At 60.9% G+C, this 12,745-nt stretch carries 9 protein-coding genes, 1 tRNA gene and 1 other RNA gene; 2 read left to right on the plus strand and 9 right to left on the minus strand.

Annotated elements, in window-relative coordinates; all coding sequences use genetic code 11:
• Positions 1 to 2 precede the first annotated feature (2 nt).
• Positions 3 to 2,141, minus strand: coding sequence for a phosphate acetyltransferase (gene pta, locus I6E81_RS11850; protein WP_197107994.1), 2,139 nt, complete (start codon positions 2,139 to 2,141; stop codon positions 3 to 5).
• 54 nt (positions 2,142 to 2,195) lie between these two features.
• Positions 2,196 to 2,292, minus strand: an RNA gene (gene ffs, locus I6E81_RS11855) — signal recognition particle sRNA small type.
• Between the two features lie 143 nt (positions 2,293 to 2,435).
• On the opposite strand from ffs, the gene I6E81_RS11860 reads away from it, so the two are divergent.
• Positions 2,436 to 2,520 (plus strand) — tRNA-Ser (locus tag I6E81_RS11860).
• Between the two features lie 63 nt (positions 2,521 to 2,583).
• The gene (locus tag I6E81_RS11865) at positions 2,584 to 3,225 is read left to right on the plus strand and encodes a hypothetical protein (protein ID WP_307784151.1); all 642 of its coding nucleotides are present in this window, start codon (positions 2,584 to 2,586) and stop codon (positions 3,223 to 3,225) included.
• 96 nt (positions 3,226 to 3,321) lie between these two features.
• On the opposite strand, the gene I6E81_RS11870 is transcribed toward I6E81_RS11865, so the two are convergent.
• The 7 genes from I6E81_RS11870 to I6E81_RS11900 form a co-directional block, all read right to left on the minus strand.
• Complete coding sequence (locus I6E81_RS11870) at positions 3,322 to 4,257, minus strand: carbohydrate ABC transporter permease (protein WP_197107998.1); 936 nt, start codon at positions 4,255 to 4,257, stop codon at positions 3,322 to 3,324.
• Entirely contained in the window at positions 4,254 to 5,144 is an 891-nt protein-coding gene (locus I6E81_RS11875) for a carbohydrate ABC transporter permease (RefSeq protein WP_129073069.1), read from the minus strand. The genes I6E81_RS11870 and I6E81_RS11875 overlap by 4 nt, the downstream gene beginning before the upstream one ends.
• Positions 5,145 to 5,218: 74 nt before the next feature.
• Entirely contained in the window at positions 5,219 to 6,490 is a 1,272-nt protein-coding gene (locus I6E81_RS11880) for an ABC transporter substrate-binding protein (RefSeq protein ID WP_197107999.1), read from the minus strand.
• 274 nt (positions 6,491 to 6,764) lie between these two features.
• On the minus strand, positions 6,765 to 8,684 hold the full coding sequence (locus tag I6E81_RS11885; RefSeq protein WP_197108001.1) for a helicase HerA-like domain-containing protein: 1,920 nt from the start codon (positions 8,682 to 8,684) through the stop codon (positions 6,765 to 6,767).
• Between the two features lie 4 nt (positions 8,685 to 8,688).
• Positions 8,689 to 9,375, minus strand: a complete 687-nt coding sequence (locus I6E81_RS11890; RefSeq protein ID WP_307784152.1) for a phosphatase PAP2 family protein — start codon at positions 9,373 to 9,375, stop codon at positions 8,689 to 8,691.
• An 88-nt stretch (positions 9,376 to 9,463) separates the two neighbouring features.
• Positions 9,464 to 10,693, minus strand: coding sequence for a multidrug effflux MFS transporter (locus I6E81_RS11895; protein ID WP_197108003.1), 1,230 nt, complete (start codon positions 10,691 to 10,693; stop codon positions 9,464 to 9,466).
• 145 nt (positions 10,694 to 10,838) lie between these two features.
• A complete protein-coding gene (locus I6E81_RS11900) occupies positions 10,839 to 12,692 on the minus strand; it encodes an ABC transporter ATP-binding protein (RefSeq protein WP_197108006.1) in 1,854 nt (617 codons plus the stop codon).
• Between the last annotated feature and the right edge of the window lie 53 nt (positions 12,693 to 12,745).

The following is a 12,745-nucleotide window of genomic DNA, read 5'->3' on the forward strand; positions in this document are numbered from 1 at the left end:
TCTTACTCCTTGGCAGCGGCATCATCGGCGATGCCCTGTAGCGCGGAGGCCTCGGCGGCGACCGATTGAGCCTGAATCGCGGTGATCGCGACGGTGTTCACAATGTCTTGCACGAGCGCCCCACGCGAGAGATCGTTGATCGGTTTGCGGAGGCCTTGAAGGACAGGCCCAATGGCCACTGCTCCGGCGCTGCGCTGCACGGCTTTGTAGGTGTTGTTGCCCGTATTCAGATCGGGGAATATGAACACGGTCGCGCGGCCGGCAACTTCTGAGTCGGGCATTTTAGATTTGCCGACGGCGGCATCCACGGCAGCGTCGTATTGAATAGGGCCGTCGACGGCAAGATCAGGGCGTCGTTCGACCACGAGCGCGGTAGCGGCCCGAACCTTGTCGACGTCAGCACCGCTGCCTGAGGAGCCGGTGGAATACGACAGCATGGCAATGCGCTGCTCGATGCCGAATTGGGCAGCAGTCGCGGCAGAAGAGATAGCGATGTCAGCGAGTTGAGCGGAATCCGGGTCGGGGTTCACAGCGCAGTCACCATAGACAAGGACGCGGTCTTCAAGACACATCAAGAACACACTCGACACGATCGACACATCGGGCTTGGTTTTGATGATTTCAAAACTCGGGCGGATGGTGTGAGCCGTGGTGTGCGCGGCGCCCGAGACCATGCCGTCGGCCAGCCCCAAGTGCACCATCATGGTGCCGAAATACGAGACGTCGGTCACGGTGTCGCGCGCAACCTCCATCGTCATTCCCTTGTGGGCGCGCAGCTTCACATATTCCGTCGCGAATCGGGTGCGCAGTTCTTCATCAAAGGGGCTCAGGATGCTCGCGCCCGAGATATCGAGACCGAGTTCAGCCGCGCGGCCACGCACCTCGCCCTCGTCACCCAGGATCGTGAGCGTGGCAACGCCACGGCGCAACAGCGTGCTCGATGCGCGCAAAATGCGGTCATCACTGCCCTCCGGCAACACAATGTGCTGCGGGATGCTGCGAGCGCGATCGAGCAGACCGTACTCGAACATGAGCGGCGTGACGACGGTGGGCGGATGCAGGTCGAGTCGACGCAGCAGCTCTGCGGCATCCACATGCTGTTCAAACAGGGCAAGCGCCGTGTCGAACTTGCGGGGAGACTCGGCAGCCAAGCGACCGCGCGTCTTAGTAATAATGCGCGCGGTGTCATAGGTGCCGAACGAGGTGCGAATCACCGGCAACGACACATCGAGACCATCCATGAGGCGCTCGATCTGGGGCAGCAGATCAAAACCACCGTTCAGGATGATGCCCGCAAGCGAAGGGAACGTCTCCGACGCGTGCGCCATCAGCGTCGCCAGCAACACATCCGACCGGTCGCCAGCAACCACCACGACCGAGCCCTCGATGAGACGCAGCAGCACGTTCTCCATCGTCATACCGGCCACGACCACGCCGAGCGCTTCACGCTGCAACAGATCATCGTCGCCGCGCAGCAACTCACCATCAACGGCAGTGAGCAGAGAGGCAAGGCTGGGCGCGATAAGGAAGGGATCTTCGGGGATAGCCCACACCGGAGTATCGTCGCCGACCGCCGCGCTGACTCCGGCGATGATGTCGGTCATGAAGTCGGGGTCAGACCTATTGACGACCACACCGACCAACCGGGCGTGGGCGGCATCCAATTCTTGATGCGCTATCGAATAAACCTGCGCCATGTCAGCGGGGCTGCGACTCTCGCCGTCCTCAGACTGACCACCCAATACAAGGAGCACCGGAGCACCGAGGTTCGCGGCGACGCGGGCGTTGTACGACAACTCGGTAGGGCTGCCCACATCCGTGTAATCAGAACCGACAATCACGACAACGTCGCACTGGGCCTCGACTGCCTTAAACCGTTCGATGATGCGGCTGAGTGCCAGCTCGGGATCAGCGTGCACGTCGTCGTAGCCCACGCCGACAGCCTCGTCGTAGCTGAGATTGACGGCTTCATGACCGAGCAACATCTCTAAGACGTAGTCCTGCTCATCGCTGGTGCGAGCGACGGGCCGAAACACGCCAAGTCGTTTCGCTTCGCGACTAAGCGTGTCGAGCAGACCGAGGGCGATGGTGGACTTGCCAGCGTGGCCCTCGATGGAGGTGATGTAGATATTCCGCGTCACCTCTCCAGCCTACGCCGGAAGATACGCCCCAGAAGGAGATGCCGGGCGCTTAACAGAAAAGACCCCTCGCGCACCCGCCAGAGCCCGGTTACCCTTGCTACGTTTCCGTCCTGGGGGAATTGGCCTGGATGGCGCCACGCGAGGAGCCGCCCCCAGTCTACCCAAAATTATTGCCCCTCGCGCGCCGGCGGCTCTCCCCGAATTCACGGCGTTCGGAACGTCGATTACCACTGGGCCGCCCACCCCGTTATGATCACTTGAGGCTGTTTGCGCTAACGCGCGTTCAACCTGTCAGGAGAATTCGCCTAGTGGCCTATGGCGCACGCTTGGAAAGCGTGTTGGGTGCAAGCCCTCGGGGGTTCGAATCCCCCATTCTCCGCACTTACCCCATTGTGATCGCCCACGCGAAAAAACGAAGGGAACGCCGTTGTCGACTAGGCCAGTGAGCCTCAAACCTCGCCGTGACGATCCTCGTCGGCGGCTAGGTCAACCCCGTTCGCTCTTGTGGCGCGGGTTTCAGGCTTGGCTGATTTTCACGGTAATCGTGTTCGGCGCGCTGTATACCCTCACGATTCCGGATGGGCCGTGGCTTGCGGTCGTGATCACTCACGCGGTCGCTATCGCCGCCGCCATAGCCGCGTGTGTTTCCTACTTTCGCAGCGCCATCTGGATCGGTGCAAACTCCCCCCTCGTCACCGAGCGCGGTTTTTTCTTCGGGCGACTGACGCACTTCGACAAGTCAGACGCCACCTTGATCGTGCGGTCAACCGTCTTCACGAGCGATGGCTTGGAATCGCGGGCCGAACTCTCCGTGATGGGTCACAACGACCGTCGCCTGTTGCGCATGCGCGGTCAGTATTGGGCTCCCGAGGATTTCGAATTCGTCGCGTCTCACTTCAACGTGCCTGTCGAAACAATCCCCGGCACCGTTTCACACGGCGAAATTCGGCGCGATTACCCCGAAACCCTGTATACGTATGAGCGGTATCCCCTCCTCGTGGTCGCTATTGCGATTGGCACCACGGCCGCGGTTGCCGGTGTCTTTGCCGCAGCGCTCACCGTCATCAACGCCCTCGCTCGCTAGCGACGGCCGCAGCTCCCCTTAACGCGCAAATGCCGCGGTGCCGGCGCCCTCTGGATGGGCAACAGCACCGCGGCATTCGCAGCGAGGAGATCTGAGCTAGCTCTTGACCGAGCCGCTCATCAGTCCACCGATGAAGTACTTGCCGAGCACGACGTACACGACCAGCGTGGGCAGCGATGCAAGCAGCGCACCCGCCATCGCGGCACCGTAGTTCGCCAGTTGAGCGCCCTGCGCCAGGTTATTGAGCGCGAGCGATACGGGCCCTTCATTCTGGTTCGACAGGAACAGCGCGAACAGGAAGTCGTTCCACGCTGAGGTGAACTGCCAGATGATCGTGACAACAAAGCCGGGAAGCGACAGCGGCAAGACGATGCTGCGGAACGTGCGCAGCATCCCCGAACCGTCCATGCGGGCAGCCTCCATGAGCTCATGAGGGATGCCGGCGTAGTAGTTGCGGAAGATCAACGTACAGATCGGCAGACCGTAAATCACGTGCACCACGAGCAGGGTGGAGACATCGCTCGGCAAGCCGAGGCTGGTCTTCATCTGCACGAGCGGCGTCATGATCGCCTGGTACGGAATGAACATTCCGAACAGGATGAACGTGAAGACGACATCGGCGTACGGGAAGCGCCAGCGGGCAAGAACGAAGCCGTTCATTGCTCCGAGGAACGACGCGATCAGTGCGGCAGGGATCGCCAGCAAGAACGTGCGACCGATGGATGCCGAGAGCGCGTTCCACGCGAGTGCCCAGTTGTCGAAGCCGGTTGGTCCGCCCTCGAAAGCAGGCTCCCACGGCCAACGAACCGGCAGCCCCCACGAGGTGGCGGGGTTGACGTCCTGCGGCGGCTTGAGGCTCGTGACGATCAATACGTACACGGGCATCAACACAATGACCAGGAAGAACACCAGCAGTACGTACTTCGCGGTGCGGCTCAGTCCAGCCCGCGCACGAATCGCCGAACTCTGCGGCATGTGCGACTCAGTGGTGGGTTCGCTTGGCTTCTTGTCGAGTCCAGTTGCGACACTCATCCTTGCCTCTTCTCTGCGCGAGCGGTGTAGATCAGGTACGGGACGATTACGACGGCAACGAAGAGCAACAGGATCGTCGCGATCGTGGCCGACTTGGCGTAGTCGTTAGAGGTCAAAGCAACCCACAGGTAGGTTGCGGGAACCTCGGTCTGGTAGATCGACTTCGTGATCGCCATGATGAGGTCGAAGACCTTCAGCGACATGTGGCCCACGATGATGAGAGCCGACAGCGCGACGGGGCTGAGCTGGGGGAAGATCACGTAGCGGTAGAGCTTCCACTCGGTCGCGCCATCCATGCGGGCTGCTTCGCGCAGCTCTTCAGGGATGCCACGGAAGCCCGAAAGGAAGAGCGCCATGACGTAGCCGGCGAGCTGCCAGATGGCGGGCAACGCAATGGCCGCCATGCCCCAGGTCGGATCGTTCCACCACGAGTTCTGGAGAAAGTCGAGCCCGAGGTTCTCGAAGACCCGGTTGAGTCCGGATGCACGGTCACCCTCAGCGCTGTTGAGCAACCAGCGCCAGACGACACCGGATGCCACGAACGAGATCGCCATGGGGAACAGGAACACCGAGCGGAAAACGCCCTCTGCGGTGACGCCCTTGTCGAGCATCCACGCCCACAAGAATCCGAAGATCATGGTGCCACCGATGAAGAAGAGGGTGAAGATACCAAGGTTCTGAAGCGAGTGGATGAAGCGCTCTTCGCCAAACAGAGCGATGTAGTTATCGAGTCCAACGAACTCAGTAGCGGGAACAAGACTGTTCCGGTTGCTGAGCGACACCGAGATGTTGGCGCCGATCAAGCCATAAACAAATATCCCGAGAACGATAATCGTCGGGGATATCAAAAGGAGCGGTGGGCCCCAGTTTTTGTATCCTTTTTTCACGCGCGAGCTCCTCGGTTTGCACGGTAGTGGGTGGGAGCGTCGCCGCCCCCACCCACTATGTCTCGTAGTGCTAGTTAGCCCTGAGCCTTGTCAGCGGCGGCAACGAGTCCGGACAGAAGCGAAGCTGCGTCGCGGTCAGCGCCGAACTTGCCGATGGCCGAAGAGATGTCTCCCGACCAGGCGATGCTTGCTGCTGCACCGTGTGCGAGCGAGCTAACAACGGTGTCTTCACCGAACGACTTGATAGCCGTCTGCTGGTACGCGGGGTAGTCAGAAGCAACCGTGTCGGTACGTGCCGGGATCGAACCCTTAGCGAGGTTGAATGCCTTCTGGCCTTCAGCCGAGCTGATGGTCGTCAGCCAGTCAATGGCAGCCGCTTCGTGAGGAGCGCCTTCCGAGAGGGTGAACGAGTCAGCGAGGAAGTCGAAGACTCCATCGGTGCCGGGGGTTGCCCAGGTGGTGTACTCGTTGTCGTAGGTCCAACCGGCCTGCTGGAATGCAGACTCGGCCCAGTCACCCATGACGTTGTAGGCAGCGTTACCATCGAGAACGATCTGCGTTGCAGCATCCCAGTCGAGGCCAGCGAAGTCGCTGTTGGTGTATTCGAGCAGCTCTCCGTAGTGACCGATTGCGGTCTCTACTCCAGCGTCGTCCCAGGCGGTGTCGCCGGTCCAGAGTCCCGAGTAGCCCTCGGCGCCAAGGTCAGCGATGAGAACGTTTTCGAAGAGCTGCATCTGAGTCCACTCGGTGCCGAGCGCGAGAGGAGTCTCGACTCCAGCGTCCTTGAGCTTCTTCAGGTCTACAAGCCACGCGTCGATGTCAGCAGGAGCAGCCTTGGGGTCGATCCCGGCATCCTCGAGCACCTGGGTGTTGGCCCAGACGACGTTGGCACGGTGGATGTTGCTGGGTACCGAGTAGATGGCACCGTCAACGGTGATGCGCTCGATCAGGCTCTCGGGGAAGACATCCGTGAGTCCGTTCTCTTGGTAGAACGAGCTGAGGTCCTGAAGCTGACCGGCGTTGATGTAGTCCGTGAGCTCTGCTCCGGCGTGGGCCTGGAACGTGTCCGGCGGGTCGTTCGACTCGAGGCGTGATGCAAGAGCTGCCTTGGCGTTGGAGCCGGCGCCGCCAGCCACAGACGCATTGATGAACTCAATGTCAGGGTTCTGTTCAGCGAATACCGTGACGAGAGCGTCAAGGCCGACCTTTTCGGATCCTGAGGCCCACCAGGTGAATACCTCAACCTGGTCAGCGTTGTCGGGGTCTGAGCTAGGGGTGCTCGAGCAGCCCGCAAGAACGAGGCCTAAGGCCACCGCCCCGGCGATAATGGAAAGTGGCTTACGCATTCTGTGTTCCTCCATTGGAATATGAGTGCTGTTCCGTTCAAGAAGTGAATCGGACGTTCACCAGTAAACTGTCTAACCGTTGGGTTTGACAAGTGAACGCAGCAAGTTTTTGCACATTCGAATGGTCACGATTTGGCAACAGCGAGCCTATTTCGGTTCGCTGCCACCGCCGACTGGAGCGAACTTTGCGCTCTACTTCCGCTAGAACACTGGGTTTTAGGCGCGTTTGCGTGCCCGAGTGCCCGCTGCGGAGAGCTCCGGATACGGGTCGGAATTACCGACGTTTGAGGGTCGAAAAAATTCCGCGAAGCACCTCGCGCACGACCGTCTGTCCAGTTCGTGAACTCAAGGCGTCGCCCAAAACGTTGGGCTGCTTGCGCGTTGTCGTGCGTGTAGTGGTGCGCGACGTGGTCTTTTTATTCATGTCTTTGAGCGCTCGTTCGTAGTCGGCTTGCACCTTCGCCTGCTCCTTAGCGTGCGCCTTCGCGAGCTTCTCAGCGTCTTTAGCGGCAACCGCAGCAGCGTCTTCCGCCGCCTCCGCCGCCTCCGCTTTGGCATCTGCCTCAGCCGCCGCATTCATCTTGCCGGCCAAAATCTCCCGAGCAGATTCCCGATCGACCGCGGTGCCGTAGGTCACCATCAGCGGGGATGCGGCGACCGCAGCTTCCATCGTGCCGGCATCCGTCGGCGACATCGAACCTTGCGGTGCGCGCAATCGAGTCCACGCCACGGGAGTCGGAGCGCCCTTCTCATTCATGACGGTGATGATGGCCTCGCCAGTCGCGAGTGACGTCAGCACCTCTCCGAGGTCATAGCCCGATGTGGGGTAGGTCGAGACGGTCGCCTTGAGTGCCTTCGCCGAATCCGGCGTGTGAGCACGAAGCTGATGCTGGAAGCGCGAACCGATCTGGGCAAGCACATCGCTCGGAACATCCTTAGGCGTCTGGGTGACGAACACCACACCGACGCCCTTGGAACGGATGAGCCGCACCGTCTGAGTGATTGACTCAATAAAGTCTTTCGAGGCATCGTTGAACAGCAAGTGGGCTTCGTCAAAGAAGAACACGAGCTTGGGCTTGTCGATATCTCCGACCTCGGGAAGGTCATTGAAGAGGTCAGCAAGAAGCCACATCAAGAATGTCGAGAAGAGCGCTGGTTTGTTGCTCACGCCCGGCAGCTCAAGCAAGCTCACAATGCCCTTGCCTTCCGCGTTGGTGCGCAGGAAGAGTGACGTATCAATCTCCGGTTCGCCAAAGAACTCATCGGCGCCCTCGTTCGCAAAACCGATGAGCTCACGCAGGATGACGCCAGCAGTCGCCGACGACAAGCCGCCCAGGTTCTTCAACTCGGCCTTGCCATCATCGCTCAGCAGGTATTGCACGACAGCGCGCAAATCGCTGAGATCAACCAGCGGCAGTCCGGTCTGATCGGCGTAGTGGAAAATCAGGCCCAAGCTCGACTCTTGCGTGTCATTGAGGCCGAGCACCTTCGAGAGCAACAGTGGCCCAAAGCTGGAAACCGTCGCCCGAATCGGCACGCCGATGCCGTTACCGCCCAGCGTGAAATATTCGGTCGGGGATGCCGCGGGCTGCCAGTCTTGCCCGATCGACTCCGTGCGCTCCAGCAGCTTGTCACTCGAGCTGCCTGCCGTAGCAATGCCCGAGAGGTCACCCTTGATGTCGGCGGCGAAGACGGGAACACCGGCAGCCGAAAGCTGCTCGGCCAGCACCTGCAACGTTTTCGTCTTACCGGTTCCGGTGGCACCCGCCACCAAACCATGACGGTTGAGCATCGCGATCGGAATGCGCACCGGAACATCGGCGAGCGCATCGCCATTCACGAGAGCGCCCATCTCAAGCACCTCACCGTCGAAGGCGTAGCCCTCGAGGATGTCGGTTACCTGAGCTGCGTTGAGAGGGCCATCACCGGAGTCGGTAGCGTGGGTGGCTTTCGCTGGGGCTGACTTCGCCGCTGCCGGCTTGTCGGCTGCTGGTTCTGGGGGCCCGGCCTCCGGTGCGGTCTCGGGTGCGGCCTCCGGTGCGGTCTCGGCGGTAGTTGCCTCCGACACTGCGGCCGCGGCCTGCTCTGCGGCAAGCGCGGCCTCTGCCGATGCCAGCTCGGCGGCCGCGAGCGCGGCCTGCGCCTGGGCTAAGGCTTTCTTGGCGGCTTCTACTTGGGCTGCGGCATCCGTCATTCTTCTAGCCTACGGAGTGAGGTCGCCCAGCGCTCTTATTGATGCCAGATTGTGGGTCTTCGGTCGCTAAGCGATGAGCGAATGGCGCCCACACAATGATCGCGACACCAACACCGAGGAGTGCACCTCCGATGGTGTCGCTCAGCCAGTGCGCCCCCAGATACGTGCGACTCAAGATCATGAGAATTGTGTAGGCGATACCGGCCACCAGCACCCACCGACGCTGCAACAGGATGATGAGCACGACCGTGACAGTAGCGGCGTTGGCCACATGCCCCGACGGGAATGAACCGATATCGGCTGTGACCAAGATCTCCTCAGGACGCGCGCGGCCAAAGAGTGACTTGAGTAACTGAACAACGCCAGCGCTCAGTGCTGACGCCAGCACAAAGTAGAGCGCTGCCGAACGACGTTTCGCAATAAAGAACGCAAGCGCTGCCCCCAGCGGGACAACAAATACCCCGAACCAGCCACCACCCACAAAATCCATGACCAGAGCTGGCACGGTGAAAATATCGGCACGGACGCTCAGCAGGTCGTCGAGCACTAGCTGGTCGAGACTCAGCACGCCGTCTCGCGTCGCGATAAGAACACCGAGCAGCACGGCCAGCACCACGGCGGTCACTCCACTGATAAGCGGCCAGCGCTGAGTAACCTGACGAGCTTCCGCTGGCGAAATTTCAGTATTCACCCATTTACGGTACCGGGTGAATCTTGGCGAGTGCCGAGACAATCCGCGGCTGTCAGCGCTCCGTGAGCCTCAGCACTTCTCGCGATGCCTAGCGCGATAGCGCGGGCACGGTACGCGGACGGATGACCGTCCACATCACGATGATCGACACGATTGCGGTGCTCCCCATCACAATGCCCATCGGGATTGCGTTGGTGATTCCGAAGGCGCCGACGATGGGCGAGGTGAGTCCGGCAAGCCCAAAGTTCACGGCGCCCAACACTGACGCCGCCGTCGCCGCTTCTCCGCCGTGGTTGGCGAGCGCCAGCACTTGAGTGCAGGGGAACGAGAAGCCACAGGACATCACGAAGAAGAACAGGGGAATCAGCACCGTGATGAGATCGCCGTTCACGATGTCGAGGAACACGATCGTGGATGCCGAGAGCAGCAGCATGACTCCGGAGCCGGCAAGAATCCACTGCGGCCCGATAAATCGCATCAGGAATGCTGCGGACTGGACTCCGATCACGACGCCCACCGAGTTCACGGCGAAGACAAGACCGAACGCTTGAGGATCAAGGCCGTAGACGTTCTGCAAGAGGAACGGAGATGAGGCGAGGTAGGCGAAGAGCCCAGAGAAGGTCATTCCCGCGATGATCGCCGTGCCCACGAACACCCGGTCAGTGAAGAGGGCCTTGTAGCGCTGGCCTGCCGTGGCATGGCCGAGGTCTCGGCGCCGGGCTGGCGGCAAGGTTTCGATAATAAGGAACCACGCAGCGATCAATACCAAGCCGGCGTAGATCGCCAGGAAGACGAACATTCCACGCCACGGGGTGATCAGCAAGAGCTGAGACCCGATGAGCGGAGCCAAGATGGGCGCAAGCCCCTGCACGAGGGCAAGGCGTGACAGCATCCGCACAAGAGGGAGCCCGCCAAAGAGGTCGCGCACGATTGCCATGGTCACGACAGCACCCGCGGCCGCTCCCATTCCTTGGATGAGGCGAAAGACGAAGAGCAGTTCGATGTTGGCTGCGAGGGCAACTCCGATACTCGCCATGAGGTGCACGCTCGTGGCAACGAGTAGCGGAAGGCGTCGACCGATTCGGTCACTCAGCGGACCGACGATGAGCTGGCCAAGCGCGAAACCGAGGGTCGTCGCGGTCAGCGTGAGCTGGACGATGGCCGCAGTGGTGTCGAGATCCGCTTCGATGAGCGGGAACGCCGGCAGGTACAGGTCGACGGTAAACGGGCCGAGCGCGGTCAGCGCGCCAAGCACAAGGACATACACAAGCCGTTGACGTGCAGAGAGTGAGTCACCGGGATGAACGACGGTAGTCAAGCGATTCCTAGCTAAGAGAGTGCCCGGTTGTGGGCGCGGCAAAAGTAGTGTGCCCGCAACCCCGAGGGCTACCCCAGCCTACGCCCAGCGTCCGAAACGTTGGCGCTCGACGCAACAGCGCTCGCCTACGGGATGTGCGTGGCCCCTAGTCGGTGCGGTTCTGTTCCGCATACAACCGCGAGTACTCGCCGCCGCGCGTGATCAACTCGGCGTGCGTTCCGCGCTCCACAATCGCTCCGGCGACGACAACGAATATCACGTCCGCCGAACGCACCGTCGACAACCGGTGGGCTACGGCAATGGTCGTTCGACCCCGCGAAGCGGTATCGAGGGCTGCTTGCACAATGCGCTCAGAGATGGAGTCCAACGCGCTCGTGGCTTCATCGAGGATCAGCACACTGGGGTCTTTGAGCAGCACGCGCGCAATAGCAATGCGCTGTTTCTCTCCGCCCGACAGTCGGTAGCCGCGCTCCCCCACCGTCGTGGCGTAGCCATCGGGAAACGACATGATCGTCTCGTGGATGTTCGCGGCACGCGCTGCGGTTTCGATCTGCTCGGTCGTCGCATCCGGTCGCGCATAGGAGAGGTTCTCGGCGATGGTCGCGTGAAAGAGGTAGGTTTCCTGGCTCACAATGCCTATGTTGCGGATGAGCGAATCTTGGGTGAGATCCTTCACATCGTCGCCGGCGAAGAGCACGCGCCCGTTGCTCGCTTCATGGAGCCGAGGAATCAGATAGGACACGGTAGTTTTGCCGGCACCGGAGGGACCGACAAAGGCCGCGTACTGTCCGGGCTCAATCGAGAAGCTGACTGAGTCAAGCGTTGGCCGAGTGGATGCCTCGGCGTCGGGATAGCGGAAAGTCAGGTTATCGAAAGCGACCGCTCCCAGCTCGGCCCTATTTACCTCGTGGGCATCGGCCTTGTCGGTGATCGCTGGCGTGAGGTCGAGATACTCGAAAATTCGCGCAAAGAGGGCCGAGGATGTTTGAAGGTCGAGCGCCACCCTCATAAGACCAAGGAGGGGGAACATGAGGCGTGCCTGCACTGTCGTGAAGGCCACGATTGTTCCGGCAGTAACGTCAACGCCACCAGTAATAAGGTACGCGGCAACCATATAGACGATCGCAGGAATGACCGACAAGAAGATATTGACGGTGGCGAAGAACCACTGGCCACTCATCTGCTGGCGCACCTGCAGGTCGACCTGTTGTTCGTTCTCGTCGGAATACCGCAGCGTTTCGATGTCCTGTTGGTTGAAGCTCTTGGAGAGAAGGATGCCCGAAACGCTCAAGGACTCTTGAGTGATCGCGGTCATGTTGCTCAGCGACTCTTGAGTCTTGGTGGCAATGCGCGCGCGGATCTGCCCAACGCGACGTTGAGCGATCACAATACCCGGAAGCACAATGACGGCAACCACGGTGAGCTGCCAGCTGAGCACGAGCATGCTGATGAACGCCGCGATCACCGTGACGGTGTTGCCGATCACGCTCGACACGGTGTTGTTGAGCACGCCAGCAACGCCACCAACATCGTTTTGAAGCCGGGATTGGATGACGCCCGTCTTAGTGCGGGTGAAGAATGCGAGCTCCATGCGCTGCAGCTGATCGAAGAGTCGCACCCGGAGCGCGCCCATGACCTTATTGCCCACTGTCGCGGTGAGGTAGGTCTGCCAGACGCCTAGCGCGGCAGACGCTATCCAGAGCGCGATCATGATGATGACGAGTTGCGCCAGCACGGGGATATCGGGTGTGCCTGACGCCGGGAAGAGGCCTTCGTCGAAGGCTTGCTTGGTGAGCAGCGGTGGCAGCACGCTTATGCCGGCGCCGATCAGCACAAGAGTGATGGTGAGCGTTAGCGCTGACTTGTGCGGCTCAAAGAGGTGAGCGATGCGCTGGAGGAGATGGGGGACCTTGGGGGCTGCAGCATTTTCTGCTTTTTGGGCGGAGTAGTCTCCGCCGCTAACTCGGCCACCGCGTCGCGGACCACCTACTGTGCTCATAATTCGAGCCTAGTTCGCAGTTCTGCCCTTAACGGCCAATCGCACAGCGCCCG

It is taken from the genome of Salinibacterium sp. NG22, from assembly GCF_015864925.1.
In the GTDB taxonomy this organism is placed as follows: domain Bacteria; phylum Actinomycetota; class Actinomycetes; order Actinomycetales; family Microbacteriaceae; genus Rhodoglobus.

Bases quoted from the DNA above. Each gene is read 5' to 3' on its own strand.
- I6E81_RS11870 (WP_197107998.1), bottom strand. From the start codon at position 4,257: ATGAGTGTCGCAACTGGACTCGACAAGAAGCCAAGCGAACCCACCACT.
- I6E81_RS11880 (WP_197107999.1), bottom strand. From the start codon at position 6,490: ATGCGTAAGCCACTTTCCATTATCGCCGGGGCGGTGGCCTTAGGCCTC.
- I6E81_RS11885 (WP_197108001.1), bottom strand. From the start codon at position 8,684: ATGACGGATGCCGCAGCCCAAGTAGAAGCCGCCAAGAAAGCCTTAGCC.
- I6E81_RS11900 (WP_197108006.1), bottom strand. From the start codon at position 12,692: ATGAGCACAGTAGGTGGTCCGCGACGCGGTGGCCGAGTTAGCGGCGGA.